The 17,271-nt window shown below is 65.8% G+C and carries 16 protein-coding genes; 5 read left to right on the forward strand and 11 right to left on the reverse strand.

Annotated features, from left to right (window positions below):
- From holA to miaB, 8 genes are all read right to left on the reverse strand, one after another.
- Nucleotides 1–971 (reverse strand): DNA polymerase III subunit delta (gene holA / locus ABZF37_RS00735; RefSeq protein WP_372715691.1); only part of this gene is annotated, 971 nt, incomplete at its 3' end.
- 14 nt (nucleotides 972–985) lie between these two features.
- Nucleotides 986–1,480 carry an LPS assembly lipoprotein LptE gene (gene lptE / locus ABZF37_RS00740; protein WP_372715693.1) on the reverse strand — a complete coding sequence of 165 codons (495 nt, stop codon included), beginning with the start codon at nucleotides 1,478–1,480 and terminating at the stop codon, nucleotides 986–988.
- Nucleotides 1,481–1,500: 20 nt separating this feature from the next.
- Complete coding sequence (gene leuS, locus ABZF37_RS00745; protein ID WP_372715695.1) at nucleotides 1,501–3,966, reverse strand: leucine--tRNA ligase; 2,466 nt, start codon at nucleotides 3,964–3,966, stop codon at nucleotides 1,501–1,503.
- Nucleotides 3,967–4,003: 37 nt separating this feature from the next.
- The gene (gene lnt, locus ABZF37_RS00750; protein ID WP_372715698.1) at nucleotides 4,004–5,488 is read right to left on the reverse strand and encodes an apolipoprotein N-acyltransferase; all 1,485 of its coding nucleotides are present in this window, start codon (nucleotides 5,486–5,488) and stop codon (nucleotides 4,004–4,006) included.
- A gap of 7 nt (nucleotides 5,489–5,495) precedes the next feature.
- Nucleotides 5,496–6,350, reverse strand: a complete 855-nt coding sequence (locus ABZF37_RS00755; protein ID WP_372715700.1) for an HlyC/CorC family transporter — start codon at nucleotides 6,348–6,350, stop codon at nucleotides 5,496–5,498.
- Nucleotides 6,347–6,835: an rRNA maturation RNase YbeY gene (gene ybeY / locus ABZF37_RS00760; protein WP_372715702.1), complete on the reverse strand. Its 489-nt coding sequence runs from the start codon at nucleotides 6,833–6,835 to the stop codon at nucleotides 6,347–6,349. Before ybeY ends, ABZF37_RS00755 begins: the two co-directional genes overlap by 4 nt.
- Entirely contained in the window at nucleotides 6,795–7,778 is a 984-nt protein-coding gene (locus ABZF37_RS00765; RefSeq protein WP_372715705.1) for a PhoH family protein, read from the reverse strand. The genes ybeY and ABZF37_RS00765 overlap by 41 nt, the downstream gene beginning before the upstream one ends.
- 14 nt (nucleotides 7,779–7,792) lie before the next feature.
- On the reverse strand, nucleotides 7,793–9,139 hold the full coding sequence (gene miaB, locus ABZF37_RS00770; protein ID WP_372715707.1) for a tRNA (N6-isopentenyl adenosine(37)-C2)-methylthiotransferase MiaB: 1,347 nt from the start codon (nucleotides 9,137–9,139) through the stop codon (nucleotides 7,793–7,795).
- Between the two features lie 89 nt (nucleotides 9,140–9,228).
- Between miaB and mnmG the strand changes: the two genes are divergently transcribed.
- Genes mnmG through ABZF37_RS00790 form a run of 4 tightly spaced genes read left to right on the forward strand, consistent with a single transcriptional unit; the run spans nucleotide 9,229 to nucleotide 13,418 of the window.
- On the forward strand, nucleotides 9,229–11,118 hold the full coding sequence (gene mnmG, locus ABZF37_RS00775; RefSeq protein ID WP_372715709.1) for a tRNA uridine-5-carboxymethylaminomethyl(34) synthesis enzyme MnmG: 1,890 nt from the start codon (nucleotides 9,229–9,231) through the stop codon (nucleotides 11,116–11,118).
- Nucleotides 11,108–11,773, forward strand: coding sequence for a 16S rRNA (guanine(527)-N(7))-methyltransferase RsmG (gene rsmG / locus ABZF37_RS00780; RefSeq protein WP_372715711.1), 666 nt, complete (start codon nucleotides 11,108–11,110; stop codon nucleotides 11,771–11,773). Before mnmG ends, rsmG begins: the two co-directional genes overlap by 11 nt.
- A 32-nt stretch (nucleotides 11,774–11,805) precedes the next feature.
- On the forward strand, nucleotides 11,806–12,582 hold the full coding sequence (locus ABZF37_RS00785) for a ParA family protein (RefSeq protein WP_372715713.1): 777 nt from the start codon (nucleotides 11,806–11,808) through the stop codon (nucleotides 12,580–12,582).
- Nucleotides 12,579–13,418, forward strand: a complete 840-nt coding sequence (locus tag ABZF37_RS00790) for a ParB/RepB/Spo0J family partition protein (RefSeq protein WP_372715716.1) — start codon at nucleotides 12,579–12,581, stop codon at nucleotides 13,416–13,418. Before ABZF37_RS00785 ends, ABZF37_RS00790 begins: the two co-directional genes overlap by 4 nt.
- Before the next feature lie 19 nt (nucleotides 13,419–13,437).
- Here ABZF37_RS00790 and ABZF37_RS00795 read toward each other — a convergent pair whose 3' ends face one another.
- The 3 genes from ABZF37_RS00795 to nfi all read right to left on the reverse strand — a co-directional run bounded on the left by ABZF37_RS00795 (nucleotide 13,438) and on the right by nfi (nucleotide 16,821).
- Entirely contained in the window at nucleotides 13,438–15,636 is a 2,199-nt protein-coding gene (locus ABZF37_RS00795; protein ID WP_372715718.1) for a DUF1631 family protein, read from the reverse strand.
- 38 nt (nucleotides 15,637–15,674) lie between these two features.
- Nucleotides 15,675–16,061, reverse strand: a complete 387-nt coding sequence (locus tag ABZF37_RS00800) for a PilZ domain-containing protein (RefSeq protein ID WP_372715720.1) — start codon at nucleotides 16,059–16,061, stop codon at nucleotides 15,675–15,677.
- Between the two features lie 61 nt (nucleotides 16,062–16,122).
- Entirely contained in the window at nucleotides 16,123–16,821 is a 699-nt protein-coding gene (nfi, locus tag ABZF37_RS00805) for a deoxyribonuclease V (protein WP_372715722.1), read from the reverse strand.
- Here nfi and paaI point away from each other — a divergent pair.
- On the forward strand, nucleotides 16,820–17,269 hold the full coding sequence (gene paaI / locus ABZF37_RS00810) for a hydroxyphenylacetyl-CoA thioesterase PaaI (protein ID WP_372715724.1): 450 nt from the start codon (nucleotides 16,820–16,822) through the stop codon (nucleotides 17,267–17,269). The two genes, nfi and paaI, sit on opposite strands and share 2 nt — an antisense overlap.
- The last annotated feature ends 2 nt before the right edge of the window (nucleotides 17,270–17,271 follow it).

Raw genomic sequence — 17,271 nt, forward strand, 5'->3', positions numbered from 1 at the left:
CGACTGTGCCCGGCCATCCGCAGGGCCAGGCTGGCCACCGCCAGCCACGGCTCGGCGCCCTTGCCCACGCCCTTGCAGGCCCGATCCACCAGCGCCGCCTGGGCCCGCAAACTTTGCCAGAATGCCGCCGGCCGACGCCGCTGGGCGCGGGTCAGGAGTTCCCGCCGTCGCGGCGGTTGACCCGCCATATTGCCGTCGATCAGTCGCTGCAAATCCTGAGTCAGCTGCCACAGCGCGAGGATGGGCGTCTCACCGGCGTCCTTCAAATGTGCCAGTGCCCGGGTCAAGCGCCGCCCATCGCCCGCGAGCACCGCGTCGGCAAGATCCCGCGCGGCAAAGCGCGGGTTGTCGGTCACCGCCTGCAAAACACTGTCGCGGCCCAGCGCCGCGCCCGGCGGGCTGAGCAGCACCAGCTTGTCCAGTTCCTGGGCAGCCACCAACAGGTTGCCTTCCGTGAGATCGGCCAGCAGGCTCGCCGCCGCTTCATTCAGCGCTACTCCCAGCGAGCGGGCACGCGCTACCAGCCAGCGCGGCATCGCGGTCGCCTCCAGCGGCCAGGCGTACATCACCACGCCGGTCGAATCACACGCCCGATACCAGGCACTGTCCCGTACTCGGCGCTCGAATGACTCCCCGGTGAGCAGCAGCAATACATCCGGCGCCGGGTCCTTGGCGTACGCACACAGGGCAGCGCTGCCGTCGTCGCCGAGCTTGCCGCCACCCAGGCGCAGTTCGATCAGTCGCCGCTCGGCAAACAAGGACAGGCTGGCCGCCTCCCCGCCCAGCACGCTCCAGTCGAAACCACGCTCGACCTCATGCACCACGCGCTCGCCAAACCCCAGCCGCCGCGCTGCCTTGCGCACCGCGCTGGCGGCGTCGGCAACCAGCACAGGTTCTTCCCCCGCGAGCAGATAAATCGGCTGCAAACCCCGCTCAAGCGCGCTGGCAAGCTGCTCTGCCTTGATCTGCATGTCGGAGCCGGCGGTTAGCGCAGCCGCGCCGCCAGGCGCCGCACGATCTCGCGCACCGACTGATCCAGCAGTTCCACGCGGCCGGCATTAGCCTCGCTCTGGCTGCCGAGCACGTTGCTTTCGTCGTAGGAAATGTCGCGCAGCAACTCCAGGTTCTGCGGCGCCACCAGGAAGCTGCCATCCCGCCGGCTCAGCTCAAAGCCCAAGGTGTAACGCAACTCGTGCTCCAACACCCGGGCGTCGGTGCCCACGGACAGCACACGGGTAGTGAAGGTGGGATCGCTGATACGCAGGACCGAGTCGGCCTCGGTGGCGTCCTCGACCAGGCGCACGCCGCGGCTGGAAAGCGCCCGGTGCAGCCTGTGACGCAGGTCATAGTCGTAACCCGGGACCTCGATGAATACCGCCCCCACCGTGTCCGGCAGCTGGTAGTGGCCGCGCACGTGGAAGCCACACCCAACCAGGAACAACAATGCGGCGAATGCCGGAAGGCGCAGAAAAGTGCTCATGAACGAATTCTCTATGAGTTTCAGACGACAATGTTGACCAGCTTGCCTGGCACCACGATCACTTTGCGCACCGCGCCAGCACCGACAAAGCGCTGAACGTTGGGTTCAGCCAACGCCGCGGCGCAGATCGCGTCATGGTCGGCATCTGCCGACACGCAGACGGTGCCGCGCAGCTTACCGCCCACCTGCACCGCCAACGCGATCTGGGCACGCTCCAGCGCTGCCGGGTCCACCTGCGGCCAGCCCGCGTGCAGGATGGCACCGTCATGGCCAAGCTGCGCCCACAACACATGCGTGATGTGCGGCACGATCGGTGCCAGCAGCCGCAACAGGATGGACAGGCCCTCGTCCACCACCGCTCGGTAGCCAGCACCATCGGCCCCGGTGGGTACCGCCAAACGCGACATCTCGTTCAGCATCTTCATGCCGGCCGACACGATCGTGTTGAACTGGCTCCTGGCGAAGTCATAACTGGCCTGGCTCAGACGCTCGTGCAGCTCCCTGCGTACGGCACGCTGGTCCGCGTCCAACGCCCCAGCATCGCCGGTCGGCGCGCCTTCGCGCCAGACGATGAAGTCAGCGGCAAACCCCCACAGGCGTTTCAGGAAGCGATTGGCTCCGGCCACACCCTCATCGGACCACTCCAATGCCTGGTCGGGCGGTGCGGCGAAAATAGTAAACAGGCGCGCCGTGTCGGCGCCGTAACGGTCGATCAGCGCCTGCGGGTCGACCGTGTTGCCCTTGGACTTGGACATCTTGGAGCCATCCTTGAGCACCATGCCCTGCGTCAGCAGACGCGTGAACGGCTCGTCGACCTGCACCAGACCCTCGTCCCGCATCAACTTGGTAAAAAAGCGCGCGTACAGCAAGTGCAGGATGGCGTGTTCGATGCCGCCGACGTACTGGTCCACCGGCAACCAGCTGTTGGCACGCCCGTCCAGCATGGCGCTGTCCAGGTCCGGGCAGGAGAAGCGGGCGAAGTACCAGGACGACTCGAAGAACGTGTCGAAGGTGTCGGTCTCGCGCCGCGCCGGGCGGCCGCAGTCCGGGCAGGTAGTCTGGTAGAACTGGGGCATGCGCGTCAGCGGCGAGCCGCTGCCGTCCACCGTCACGTCCTCGGGTAGAACCACCGGCAGTTGCTCGTCCGGCACCGCCACGGGGCCACACGCTTCGCAATGAATCACCGGAATCGGGCAGCCCCAGTAGCGCTGACGCGACACGCCCCAGTCGCGCAGGCGGTACTGCACGCGCCGGGCACCCGTACCGCGCGCTTCGGCCAGGTCGGCAATGGCGTCGAACGCTGCCTGAAATTCCAGGCCGTCATAGGGTCCGGAGTTGATCAGCAGGCCCTTGTCAGTGAACGCGGCGTGCGCGACCAGACTTGCCGGATCGCCGTCGAATCCGGCCGGTGCCACCACCGGCGTGATCGGCAGCCGGTACTGGCGGGCGAATTCCCAGTCGCGCTGGTCGTGGCCGGGCACGGCCATGATGGCGCCCTCGCCGTAGTCCATCAGCACGAAATTGGCTACCCACACCGGCAGCTGCGCACCGGTCAGCGGGTGCACGGCGCGCAGGCCGGTGTCGACACCGAGCTTGTCCTGGGTCTGCATGGCCGCCTCGCTGGTCTCGCGGGGCTTGAGCGCGTCGATGGCCGACGCCAGGCCAGAATCGGCCGCCGCCACCTGGCGCGCCAGCGGGTGATCAGCGGCGACGGCCATGTAAGTGGCGCCGTACAGTGTGTCCGGCCGGGTGGTATACACCTTCAGTGGGCCGTAACCGGGCACCTCGAAACTCAGCTCAATGCCTACCGAGCGGCCAATCCAGTTGCGCTGCATGGTCTTGACCGGCTCGGGCCAGTCGAGCTCATCCAGGCCGGCCAACAGCTCGTCTGCGTAGTCGGTGATGCGCAAAAACCATTGCGGAATCTCGCGCCGCTCCACCAGGGCGCCGGAGCGCCAGCCACGGCCGTCGATCACCTGCTCGTTGGCCAGCACGGTCTGGTCGACCGGGTCCCAGTTGACCGCCGCCAACCGGCGGTAGGCCAGGCCTTTTTTCAGCAGCCGCGTGAACAGCCACTGCTCCCAGCGGTAGTACTCGGGCCGGCAGGTGGCGATCTCACGCCGCCAGTCGTAGGCAAAGCCCAGGCGCTGCAGCTGCGTGCGCATGTGGTCGATGTTGTCGTAAGTCCAGCGCGACGGCGCAATACCGCGCTGGATGGCGGCGTTCTCGGCCGGCATGCCAAAGGCGTCCCAACCCATCGGTTGCAACACGCGACGTCCCTGCATGGTCTGATAGCGCGCCAGCACATCGCCGATGGTGTAGTTGCGCACGTGCCCCATGTGCAACGCACCCGACGGATACGGGAACATGGACAGGCAGTAGAACTTATCGCCCGGACCGTCGTCGGCTACTGCGAAAGTGTGATGTTCCTGCCACCAGGTCTGGGCCTGGGTTTCGACCGTGGCGGCGTGGTACTGGCGATTCATGAAGGACTGCGCAAGGGGCGGCAAAAAAGACCGGCGATTATAGCCGTCGACCCGAGCCCACCCGGCCTTTCCACCCGCCGGCCAGGCACAGCGCCAGGCACAGCAGCGTCACCGGCATCTCGCCGAAGCGCGCAAACGGCGTCAAACCCCGCCGGGGCACCACTTCGCCGCGCAACACGGTCGGCTCGAACGGCGCCGCGCGGGACGTCACCCGACCACGGTGGTCGATGATGGCGGTAAGACCCGTGTTGGTGGCGCGGGCGATGGGCCGGCCCAGTTCACGCGCCCGCATGCGGGCGATATCGAGGTGCTGCGGCGGGGCGATGGAATCGCCAAACCAGGCGTCGTTGCTGATGTTGATGAGCCAGTCGGCCGCGGCGCCGGCGCGCAGCTCCTGCGGAAACAGAATCTCGTAACACACCGACGCGGCCACGCGCGAGTCACCCACCTGCAACAGCGGCTGGTCGGTACCACCGGCCGAAAAATCCGACATCGGCACTGCCAGCAGATCAAGCACCGGACCAATTTGGTTTTTTAGCGGCACGTACTCGCCAAACGGCACCAAGTGCCGCTTGCGGTACTCACCGCCCGGGCCCGTCAACTGCACCAGGGCATTGTAGTAGCGGCCATCGGCGTCCTCGGTTGGCATGCCGATCAGCAGTGCGGCACTACCGGCCGCCGCCCGCAGCGCCGCGAAATAGCCAGGATCGACCTGGCTTGGCAAGGCCGGCACGGCGTTCTCCGGCCAGATCACCGCGTCGGCATCGAACTGTCCGACACTCAGGCGCCGGTAGCGATCCAGCGTGGCCTCGAAATAGGCCGGGTCCCATTTCATCTGTTGCTCGACGTTGCCCTGCACCAGGGCCAGGCGCACCGGCGACCCGGCCGGCTGTGTCCACTCGATCCTGTCCAGTGCCAGCCCGCCGGTCGTCAGCAAAATGAACATGGCCGCTGCCGGCCAGCGCCATCGAGTCCGGGTCGACAGGTAGACCAGCAAAGCCGCCGCCGCAACCAGCACAAGCCCGACCCCGGCCACGCCGACCAGTGGCGCGAAGGCGCCGAGCGGGCTGTCGATCTGGCTGTAACCGGGCGCCAGCCACGGGAAGCCGGTCAGCAGCCAGGAGCGTAGCCATTCGCTGAGCCCGAGCGTCCCCGGCGCGGCAAGTAAAAAAGCACCCTCACGCGTGCCAAGACGTCTGGCCACATACAGCGCCAGCGCCGGAAACAGCGCCAGATAGGCCACCAGGGCCGCAGTAGTGATGGTCGCGCTGGCGACATCCATGTTGCCGTAGCGGTAGCAGCTGACGAAGATCCAGTGCACACCACCGCCGAACCACGCCAGACCGAACACGTAACCTCGCGCCGCCGCCTGCCGCGCCGTGCCCCGCATGGCCAAAATCAGCAATCCAGCCAGCGCCAGCAGGGGCAGCTGCCACCAGCCAAAGGGCGCATAGGCAAACGGCATCAGCCCGCCGGCCGCGGCTGCCAGCAACAGCCCGGTGCGGGGCTTTAGCGGCTTCACCGGCGTCTTAACCGTCGTCGGATTCGAGCACCGACAGGTCCTGACGCCGCACCACCATCTGGTCGATGCGCGGCCCCTCGGCGGCCGCCACCTCGAACTCGAAACCCTGGTACTGGAGCCGCTCCCCGGCATCCGGCAAATGCCCGAACTGGTGCGCCACCAGGCCGCCGATGGTGTCGAACTCAGCGTCGCTGAAACTGACACCAAAATGTTCATTGAACGCCTCAATCGGCGCCAGCCCCTGCACCCGCACACTGCCATCGGCATCCGGCTCGATGAAGGCTTCATCCTCGTCGATGTCGTACTCGTCCTCGATCTCGCCCACGATCTGTTCCAGCACGTCCTCGATGGTGACCATGCCAGCCACGCCGCCGTACTCGTCCACCACCACCGCCATGTGATTGCGGCTCTGGCGAAACTCACGTAGCAGCACGTTAAGGCGCTTGCTTTGCGGCACAAAGGCGGCCGGCCGCAACACGTCGCGCAGGTTGAACTGAACCTCCTTGCCTGGCTCCAAGTAAGCCAGCAGGTCTTTCGCCAGAAGGCAGCCGATGACCTCGTCGCGGTCCTCGCCGATTACCGGGTAGCGCGAGTGACCGCTGGCCACCACCACCTGCACCATGCCCTCCAGGTCATCGTCACGGCGCATCACCACCATCTGCGAGCGCGGCACCATGACATCACGCACCTGGCGTTCGCCCATGGTGAGCACGCCCTCGATCATGCTCAAGGTGCCGGCATCCAGTACCGCTGCATCGGCGGCGTTTTTCAGATGCCGCATCAAGCGCTCGCGGTCGAACGGCTCGCCAAACAAGGCGTGGCCAATGCGCTGCAACAAACCGTAGTGGGCGTCGGTACTCACGACTGCTGGTACGGGTGGGGCAGCCCAAGTTCCGCCATGACACGGGTTTCAAGCGCTTCCATGGCCAGGCGGGGCGACTGCTGGTCGTGATTGTGCCCGGCCAGATGCAACACGCCGTGAATCAGCAAATGCGCCAGACGCTGGTCGAAGCTCATGCCGTAGGCCAGGGCCTCGGCCTGCACGACCGGCAAGCACAGGACGATGTCACCCAGCGGCCGCGGCTCGTCTGGCGGGGCCGGAAAGTCGTCTGCCAAGGGAAAAGACAACACATTCGGGGCGTAGTCCTTGCCGCGGTAGTCGCGGTTCAGCACCACGGCTTCGGCCTCGTCCACCAGGCGCACCGCGAGGCTGACGTGGGCCAGGCCGAGCGCCGCCAAACCGGCTGCCACCCAGGCGGCAAACACCGCGTCGGTCGGCGCCGCAACGGCACTGGCCCGATCGACATCAACTTCGGTCGCCGGCAGGGGGCTCGACTTCGCGCTCATAGGCATTGACGATACGTTCCACCAGCGGATGGCGGACCACGTCGCGGGCTGTGAAAAAATTGAAGGAAATACCCTCGACGTCCTTGAGCACGCCGAGGACATGTTTGAGCCCCGAGCGCCGATTCGGCGGCAGATCGACCTGCGTCACATCACCGGTGATCACCGCTGTTGAGCCAAAACCGAGCCGCGTCAGGAACATTTTCATCTGCTCGGGCGTGGTGTTCTGTGCCTCGTCAAGGATGATGAAGGCCTCGTTCAGCGTGCGCCCGCGCATATAGGCCAGCGGCGCAATCTCGATTACATGCCGTTCGATGAGTTTGCTCACCTTCTCGAACGTCAGCATCTCGTACAGCGCGTCATAGATCGGTCGCAGGTACGGGTCGACTTTTTGTGCCAGATCACCCGGCAGGAAACCGAGTTTCTCCCCCGCTTCCACGGCCGGACGCACCAACACCAGGCGCTGTACGCGTTCTTCCAGCAGCGCCTGGACGGCGCAGGCAACAGCAAGATAGGTCTTGCCCGTGCCGGCCGGCCCGACGGCAAACACAATATTGTTCTTCCGGATGTTGTCCAGGTACTCGGACTGGCGCTGGCCACGGGCACGCACCATCTGCCGCCGACCCACCGCAACCACCGCGGCTGACTCAGATACAGGCTGCGCCTGTCCGGACAGACTGGCGCGAACCAACAGGTGCACCTTGGCCGCGGACAGCTCCTCGCTGCCGGCAGTTTCGTCGTACATGGACTGCAAGGCATGTCGGGCGCCACTGACCGACTCGGTCACGCCAGTGATGGAAAACTGATGGCCGTGGCGCCGGATGGTTACGCCAAAATGACTCTCCAGCTGGCCAATGTGCTCGTCGAGCGGCCCGCACAGGCGGGCCAGGCGCGCGTTATCGCCAGGTTCGAGGGTGACTTCCGCCACCTCTGGAGGCGAATTCAAGCCAACCGTTACCGTCACGCGGCGTGACGCGAGGCAACCAACTCGCCGCGCAGAGTATGGACAGAAACCGCGTTGATCTTCACATCCACCATCTGGCCCGCGAGCTGCTCATCGGCGGCGAAGTTTACCACCCGATTGTGACTGATCCGCCCCTGCATACGGCCCTGCCCGCGTTTGGCCGGACCTTCCACCAACACCCGCTGAACGCTGCCCACCAGGCGCTCGACGAAGGCTTGTGACCGGTTCGCAACCAGCGTTTGCAGACGACCCAGACGCTCTTTCTTCACCTCGGGCGGCGTGTCATCGGCCAGCGCCGCCGCCGGCGTACCGGGCCGGGCGCTGTAGACGAAGCTGTATGCCTCATCGAAACTGGCCGCCTCCACCAGCGCCAGGGTGGCGGCGAAGTCCTCCTCGGTTTCACCAGGAAAACCGACGATGAGGTCCGTGGTCAGACTGATCCCCGGCCGCGCCTGACGTACCCGCCCGATCTTGGCCAGGTACTCGGCTACGGTATGGCCGCGCTTCATGGCCCGCAGGATGCTGTCAGAACCGCTTTGCACCGGCAAATGCAGGTGCGCCGCCAGCTTGGGCACCTCGGCATAGGTATCGCTCAGGCGGTCGGTAAACTCGACCGGGTGTGACGTGGTGAAGCGAATGCGGGCGATGGCGTCGATCTGCGCCACCTGCCTGATCAGTTCGGCCAGGTCGGCCGTGCCGCCGCGCGGGGTTGTGCCCAAATACGCGTTGACGTTCTGCCCCAGCAAGGTCACCTCACGGGAGCCCTGCTCGGCGTGCACCGCGACTTCGGTCAAAACATCCAGCAGCGGGCGGCTGAACTCCTCGCCCCGGGTGTAGGGCACCACGCAAAAACTACAGTACTTGGAACAGCCCTCCATCACCGACACGAATGCGGCCGGGCCGCGCGCCCGTGGCAGCGGCAAGCGGTCGAATTTTTCGATCTCCGGAAAACTCACGTCCACCGCGGCCCGGCGACCCTGGGCCTGGTTCAGCAATTGCGGCAGGCGATGGATTGTCTGCGGCCCGAATACCAGGTCCACATAGGGCGCCCGTTGGCGCAGGCGCTCGCCCTCCTGGCTAGCGACACAGCCACCGACACCGATAACCAGTTCCGGGCGATGGCGCTTGTAATCGTGCCACCACGCACCGAGCTCCGAGAACACTTTCTCCTGGGCCTTCTCGCGGATGGAGCAGGTGTTCAGCAGCAGCACGTCTGCCTCGGCGGGGTCGGCCGTGACCTCAAGCCCATGCGACTGCGCCAGCACATCGGCGATGCGCTGTGAGTCGTACACGTTCATCTGGCAGCCAAAGGTCTTGAGGTGCAGTTTTCGAAGCGGATTCATAGGGCGGGGTGGCGGCCGCGTGCCGCCTGGCAGCAAAACGCAAGGCCGCCTATCATAACGGTTTTTTCTCGTCCACCCTGGTCCTTTCCATGCAGTTCGATCGCCCCTTCGACGTCATTGTGGTCGGCGCTGGCCATGCCGGTGTCGAGGCGGCGCTGGCGTCGGCCCGGATGGGCGCCGATACGCTGCTGCTGACCCATAGCCTTGAAAGTATCGGCCAGATGTCGTGCAATCCGGCCATCGGCGGCATCGGCAAGAGCCACCTGGTGCGCGAGATCGATGCCTTGGGCGGAGCCATGGCGCACGCTGCGGATCTGGCCGGCATCCAGTTTCGGGTGCTCAATCGCAGCAAGGGACCGGCCGTGCGCGCGACGCGCGCCCAGGCCGACCGCGCTGTATACCGGCAGGTAGTGCGCAGGCTGGTGGAAGGGCAGCCCGGGCTGAGTCTGTTTCAGCAAAGCGTGGACGACCTGATCGTCGAAGACGGCCACTGCTGCGGCGTGGTCACGCAGATGGGGCTTTCGTTTCGCGCCCGCGCAGTGGTGCTTACCACAGGCACATTCCTCGGCGGGGTTATCCACATCGGCGAGCAGCACTACGGCGGCGGGCGCGCCGGTGATGCGCCGGCCGTCGCGCTGGCGCGGCGCCTGCGCGAACTCGACCTGCCGGCAGGACGCCTGAAGACCGGTACCCCGCCGCGCCTGGACGGGCGCAGCATCGACTACAGCGCGCTCAACGAGCAAGCTGGCGACACGCCGACGCCCGTGTTCTCCTTTCTTGGCAAGGCGGCCGAACACCCGCGCCAGGTGAGCTGCCACATCACCTATACCACCGCTCAGACGCACGATGTAATCCGCACCAACCTGCACCGCTCGCCCATGTACTCGGGCGCCATAGAAGGCATCGGCCCGCGTTATTGCCCGTCGATCGAGGACAAGGTGGTGCGATTTGCCGACAAGCAGGCACACCAGATTTTTATTGAACCCGAGGGCCTGGACACGCACGAGGTGTACCCGAACGGCATCTCGACCAGTCTGCCGTTCGATGTGCAACTCGCCTTCGTGCGCGCCATCCCGGGCTTCGAACGGGTACACATCACACGCCCCGGCTACGCCATCGAGTACGACTACATCGACCCACGGGCGCTTAATCCGTGGCTGGAGACGCAGGCCATCGGCGACCTGTTCTTCGCCGGCCAGATCAACGGCACCACCGGCTACGAGGAAGCGGCTGCGCAAGGGCTGTTGGCGGGTCTGAATGCCGGCCTGCGCGCGCGCGGCGAGGCGCCCTGGTGGCCGCGCCGCGATGAAGCCTACATTGGCGTGCTGGTCGACGACCTCACCGCCCGCGGCACCGCCGAGCCGTACCGCATGTTCACCTCCCGAGCCGAGTACCGGCTATGGCTGCGTGAGGACAATGCCGACCAGCGCTTGACCGAAACCGGTCGCCGCCTGGGCCTGGTAAGTGACGCGCGCTGGGCGCGCTACAGCGCCAAGCGTGAGGCCATGGCCCGCGAAACGGTCCGTTTGGGCGGCATCCTGCTGCGGCCGCAGCAGCTTGACGACGACAACAACGCGTTGCTCGGCGGGCCGCTCGGACGCGAAACCACGGCGCTTGAGCTGCTGCGTCGGCCCGGAATCTCCTACGCCAAGCTGCACCAGCTGCCCGGTACCGGCCAGGCCGATGGCGACACCGAGGCCACCACTCAGCTTGAAATTGACCTCAAGTACGACGGCTATCTCGCGCGCCAACGCACCGAAGTCGAGCGCCAACAACGACAGGAACACGCCGTCCTGGCCAGCGACCTCGACTACGCCGCGATCCGCGGTCTGTCGCATGAGGTGCAACAGAAACTTGCCGCGGCCAGACCGGTGACAGTCGGTCAGGCCAGCCGCGTACCCGGCGTGACCCCGGCCGCCATCTCCCTGTTGCTGGTGCATCTGAAGCGCCGCGGCGCCGCGTCGACTCATGCCGCCTAGGGCGCCGCTCGTCGGCGACTGGTCCGCGGCCGGCGCGCGGCTCGATAGCGGACTCGCGACACTCAAGCTGGACCTGCCGGACGCGACTCGCCAGCGGATGATTGCCCTGCTGCAACTGCTGCGGGAGTGGAATCGCACCTTCAACCTGACCGCCGTGCACACGCCAGCCGACATGGTGACGCGCCACTTGCTGGACAGTCTGGCGGTGCTGGCCTATTTGCCGCCGGGCCCGCTGCTGGACGTGGGCACCGGCGCCGGCTTTCCCGGCCTGCCACTGGCACTGGCGCGGCCCGACACCCAGCACGTGCTGCTCGACAGCAACCTGAAGAAAACCCGCTTCGTTGAACACGCGGCACTCACACTTGGCATTGGCAACGTGCAGGTGGTGCGCGCCCGGGCCGAGGAGTACCAACCAGTACCCGAGTTTCCCGTGGTCATCGCGCGGGCCTTCGCGCCGTTGCCGCGGCTGCTGCGGCTGACCTGCAAGCTGTGCGTACCGGGCGGCCGGATACTGGCCTTGAAAGGTCCGACAGTGGAGGCCGAGCTGACTGACCTGCCAGCCGAGTTCACGCTCGTGGATACCGTGACCTTGCCCGGCTTCGACGGCCCCGCCCGCCGCACCCTGGTGCTGCTCGATCGGCGGGTGGTCGGTTAAAGTGCTCGTGCCCTGTAGCCCCTGAACCGCGCATGTCACGCATCATCGCAATCGCCAACCAGAAAGGTGGAGTCGGCAAAACCACCACCACCGTGAACCTGGCTGCCGGCCTGGCGCGTGCCGGGCGGCGGGTGCTGCTGATAGACCTCGATCCGCAGGGCAACGCGACCACCGGCAGCGGTATCGACAAACGCAGCGCCACACCGGGCGTGCTCGAAGTGCTGACCGGGGAAGCGCGGCTGACGCAGGCGCGACGCGCGGCCAGCGGCGGTTACGATGCCGTGCCGGCCAATGCCGACCTGACCGCCGCCAAGGTCATACTGTTTCAGCTTGACCGGCGCGAGTATCGCTTGCGCGATGCCCTGGCTCCCGTGGCCGGCGACTACGACTACATACTGATCGACTGCCCGCCGGCGCTCGATATGCTGACCGTGAACGCGCTGATTGCCGCCGGCTCGGTGCTGATCCCCATGCAATGCGAGTACTACGCCCTGGAGGGCCTTTCAGACTTGCTCGACACCATTGCCGACATCGCAACCCGGGCCAACCCGGCACTGCACGTCGAAGGCGTGTTGCGCAGCATGTTCGACCCGCGCAGCCGGCTGGCACGGGACGTGTCGGAACAGTTGCAAAGCCACTTCGGCGAACGCCTGTACCGAACCGTCATTCCGCGCAATGTGCGTCTGGCCGAAGCCCCCAGCCACGGCCTGCCGGTATTCGACTACGACCGCAACTGCGTCGGTAGCACGGCGTTTCTTACCCTGGCCGGCGAAATGTTGCGCCGGCACACATCCACGGCGGCCGCATGACACAAAAGCGAGGACTTGGCCGGGGCCTGGAGGCGCTGCTCAGCGCCAACCAACCGCCCACTGCGCAGGAACGTCTCACGCGCTTGCCGCTGGAACAGATCGAGCGCGGTCGCTTCCAGCCCCGGCGCCATTTTGGCGAGGAGGAGCTCACGGCGCTTGCCGACTCAATCCGTGCCCAGGGCGTGGTGCAACCGGTGCTGGTACGCCGTACCGATGATCAGCGCTACGAGTTGATCGCCGGCGAACGACGCTGGCGGGCAGCTCAACTGGCCGGTTTGCACGAGATACCGGCCATCGTGCGCGATATTCCCGACGAAGCGGCCGCCGCGGTGGCGCTGATCGAGAACATTCAGCGTCAGGATCTGAACGCGATGGAAGAAGCGGACGCGCTCGAACGACTGACGCGCGAATTTGGCCTCACCCACGAGCAGGTGGCTCGCGCCGTCGGTCGCTCCCGGGTGGCGGTCAGCAACCTGCTGCGCCTGCGCCAGCTGACGCCGCCGGTCAAAGCGATGCTGGAAAGCCGCCAGCTCGACATGGGCCACGCCCGGGCGCTGCTGGCGTTGGATGGAAACCTCCAGCACGAGATTGCGCAGCGCGTAGTGACCAAGGATCTGTCGGTTCGGCAGACCGAACAGCTGGTGGCGCGCCAGCTGCGGGGCGAGACAACACCATCGCCGCGGGCACAAAGTGCTGACCTGCAACGCCTCGAGAAAACCTTGTCAGAACGCCTGGGCGCCAGCGTACATATCGAACACGGCCGCCGCGGTGGACGCCTGGTGATTCACTACACCACGCTGGACGAACTCGACGGCATCCTAGGCCATATTCGGTAGCCCGCCACCGCCGAACAACTCAACTGCGGCCGCTACGCTCGGTAATGATGACTTCCTCCACCTCGTGCGCCGCCGCGGTCAACCCACGTCGGCGTAGCAGGGCTTCCAGGCTGCCGATTTCTGCGTCCGGCGCCTGCTCGACGTCCGAGGCCTGCGCGCGGTCGTCGCCGGCCTGTTTATCCTGGTCCGAAACTGGCTCCTCGGATATCTGATCGTCAGTACCGGATTCGTCAGACAACTCCGCGTCGTGGTCGGATTCGTCGCCGACATCGTTGGCGTCCACGTCCATCCCGCGATCCAGATCGACCTCGTCGGTTTCGCCAATCGGGTCCTCGGCGTGGAACTGATCGCTGTGCGCCTCCGGCGCAACCCCGCCAGGCAAGTCCAGGGCGGCTGCGTCTTCCAGGTCCAGCTCGGCGGCAAGGTCATCCAAGCTCACTATTTCTTCCGATCCGTTGTACTCATCATCCTTGGGAGCAGGGTCCACATCCATGGCTTTCCCAGGTCCACGTGATGACACGGTCTTTGGTGCGCCATCGGTCATGAACGACTCGATAGCCGATGCTTCCTCCCAGTCCCACAGCGATTGACCCGCCCGAACACGCTGATAAATCTCGTCCAGGGTCTCCAGGAACGCTTCCTGCTCGAACATCGACACCCCGCCCTGATCCATGCCCTGGCGCAACTGGCGCAACAGACGGGGGCGCAGTTCCTCCAGGCGCTGCGCGGCTGCGCCTTCCCGGGGCACCAGACTCCACAGCAGGGCATCGACGCTGGCCAAGGCCTGCCGCCACGGCGAGGCTTCCGCGCCATAACGCTCCAGGCAGTCGATCAAATACTGGCGCCAGTGACTGCGCAGGAAAACATCGACCGGATCGGGTAGGCGACCGGACTTGGCAAGACGCTGCGTCAGTTCCGCGTCGACACGCGCCGACAAAGCCTGATGACGTGATTCCGTCTCGCCGATGGCCTTGCCCGATGGCATGGCCAGAGAACGCAAATCGGCCAATCCGCTTTCGGTTGCGGCAGCGAAAGCCCGGTGATCGTCCATGCACGACTCACCAACACTGTCGATCAAGGCAGCCAGCACGTCGTGCTGAGGGGGCAGCAGCGGTTCCCGCCAGGTACGGGTCACGGCGATCAACTGATCAAAGAAGCGCCGCCCAAGATGCGATCGGCGCGCCAGTACGGCCCGGTCGCGCAAGGCAAGCCGCAGAAACGGAATCTGCAATCTGGCGATCTGTAGCCGGGCCGACACCGGAACCGCAATATCGGTAAACACCGAATCGAACAACAACGCCACCATGTCCAGCACCATTTGCTGAGACAGGTCCGAGACCGGTGGCGTTACCTGCCGGGTGGCAATCCGCGCCAGATCAATGGACGCCGAACGACTGCGACTTCCTGGCCGGTCATGCTGCTGCAAGGTAGCCAGTAGTTTGAGCGCCTCATTGCCCTGCCCCGCCTCGCCACCGGCCAGCGCGCGCTGTATCAGGGCACTCAGGTCGATGTCACCCCCGTCGGGGGCCTCAAACGGCGAGTTCGGCTGCCGATCGATCTCCAACACGGGCAGATCCGTTGCATCGGCGGACAGGGGCGTCAAAGCCCCTTCCGGGGTCGTCAGGTCCTGCGCCAGGGAGCGATAGATTTCCGGCAGGGCAACGCCCACATGACGCTCGAAAAACTTGATCACGATAAGCCGGACAGCGGGGTCGGCCGGCGTGTCGCGGCAAGCCGCCTCAAACGCGGCGAATACCTGTCTGGGGCCGAGTATCTGGTCGCCGTCGGGAATACCAACCGCCAGCGCGACCCCATCGCGTACCGCTCGCAGGGCGTCTGCGCAGTCGGTTTCGGCACGCCGCACCGCGGCGGTAAAGGCCATGACCTCGCTGCGATCGGCGCCGGATTCGCGCCGCGCGCCCGGCCCCTCGCCACGCTCAACCGCCTGCCAGCAGGCATCAAGGTCGGCGACGAATCGATTCTCTATGGTTTCCCGGCCGAGCCGCAGTTCGCGTATGGCGTCAAAGTAGTTGCTACGCTCAAGATCACCATCGGCCTCCTGGGCCAGATCAAACAGGGCATCGTCGAGCTTGCCGAGCATGGTGGTAAACGCACCCCGCACGGACGCCATGAACGCCTGCTGCGCGGACGCGAGAACATCACCAACGGAATTCCGTTCGGCATCAATATCGGTCTTACTGGATTTTGAACGGCCCATGGGATCCTTCACAGCAACTGTTGAAACATCGCCCAGGCTCAGGCGAAACAACGCTGCCAGCGCGCCAGATCATCACCTGGCACCGGCGTGAGTTGAATTCCGTGCAGGTAATCCGGCGTCACATGGCGCGACCAGCGCACCTCTCCGCAAAGGAAGAACTTCCCCGGCACGCTGGTGACGTTGACCCATAATTCAAGCCGCGCGCCGACCGCCAATTCCCGCTCCAGCCACAGGCCGATCCCGGCCGCGGAGACGTCGCAGGTCCGTGCTGGCAAGGTCGCGCCAGCCAGTTCCGGCGCCGCATCGGCGCTGACAATCTGTATCAGCAGGCGTTCGTCGCGAGACCGTCGGCGGTCGTAACGACGCTCCGCAGAATCGTGGTGGGCGGTATCGGCGCCCGATACCAACTTAATGGTGGCAGTCATAGGTGCGTCCCAGTGAATCCGGCTCCCCGTGCTCGGCATATCGGACCGAGCGGGCCAAACTTTAATGTGGGGGTTGCCAGACGCCGGCCGTTGCCGTTTGCGAGGCCAGGGCGTGCGCGGCACGCGTGGTTTGCGGCAACCGGAACCGGGTGACACAGGCCATTACCAGGCTCAGCGCTGTATCCAGGCTCACCCGATGGCCAACTGACACATAGATGGGCCGCACGCCGACTCGGCTGCGTAGCACGGCGCCAATCACCTCATCGCCGTCACGCAAGGGTGCCCATGCGCCGCGGCGGTCCGGCACCGCCTGGTGCTTGCCGACCAACCGGGTCTTCGCCACTCCGATACTCGGCAAGCCAGTGAGTATCCCGAGGTGGCATGCAATGCCAAAGCGGCGTGGGTGGGCGATGCCCTGGCCGTCGACCAGCAGCACGTCCGGCGGGTGGACCAGTCGGCGTAGCGCTTCCAGAACCACCGGCAATTCGCGAAACGACAACAGCCCCGGAATATAGGGAAATGTCACCGACTGCCCGGCCAGCACGTGTTCAAGCGAGTCCAGCCCGGGAAACGACAACACCGCCACCGCGGCGCGAGCCCAGGCAGGCATCGGAAAGCCGACGTCCACTCCGGCGACCCGGCGGACGGCGCCCAGGACATCGTGCCGGACCACGCGACCGCTGAGCGCTCGTTGTACTGCCACGGCCTGGGCCGGCGTACGCGGCCAGGCAGCAAGGCCGATGCTATCCTCAGCCTGCATGTCCGACATTAGCCCGCCCGACGCCCTGGCCGCTTCCGTCGCCCGCGAACTTTACGTTCGCGACCTGGCGGCCCAACACCTTGGCATCGCGGTGCAGCACTGCGGCGCCGGCAGCGCCGTGCTCACCATGACGGTGCAGGAGTCGATGCTCAACGGTCATGGCAGCTGCCACGGCGGGTTTATTTTCAGCCTGGCAGACACCGCCTTTGCCTATGCCTGTAATAGCGGTAACGAGTTGACCGTGGCACAGCATTGCAGCATCGATTACCTACGCCCGGCACGGGCCGGCGAGCTGCTGACCGCAAGCGCCCGGCAGCTGGAGCGCCGCCCGCGCAGTGGCGTCTATGATGTCGACGTGCGCGACCAGGACGGCAGTCTGATCGCACTGTTTCGGGGCCTTGCCCGCAGTCGTCCCGGGCAGACGGTGATCGACCACCAGGAGCTCTGAGC

Origin of the sequence: Immundisolibacter sp. (assembly GCF_041601295.1) — a bacterium.
Classification (GTDB): domain Bacteria; phylum Pseudomonadota; class Gammaproteobacteria; order Immundisolibacterales; family Immundisolibacteraceae; genus Immundisolibacter.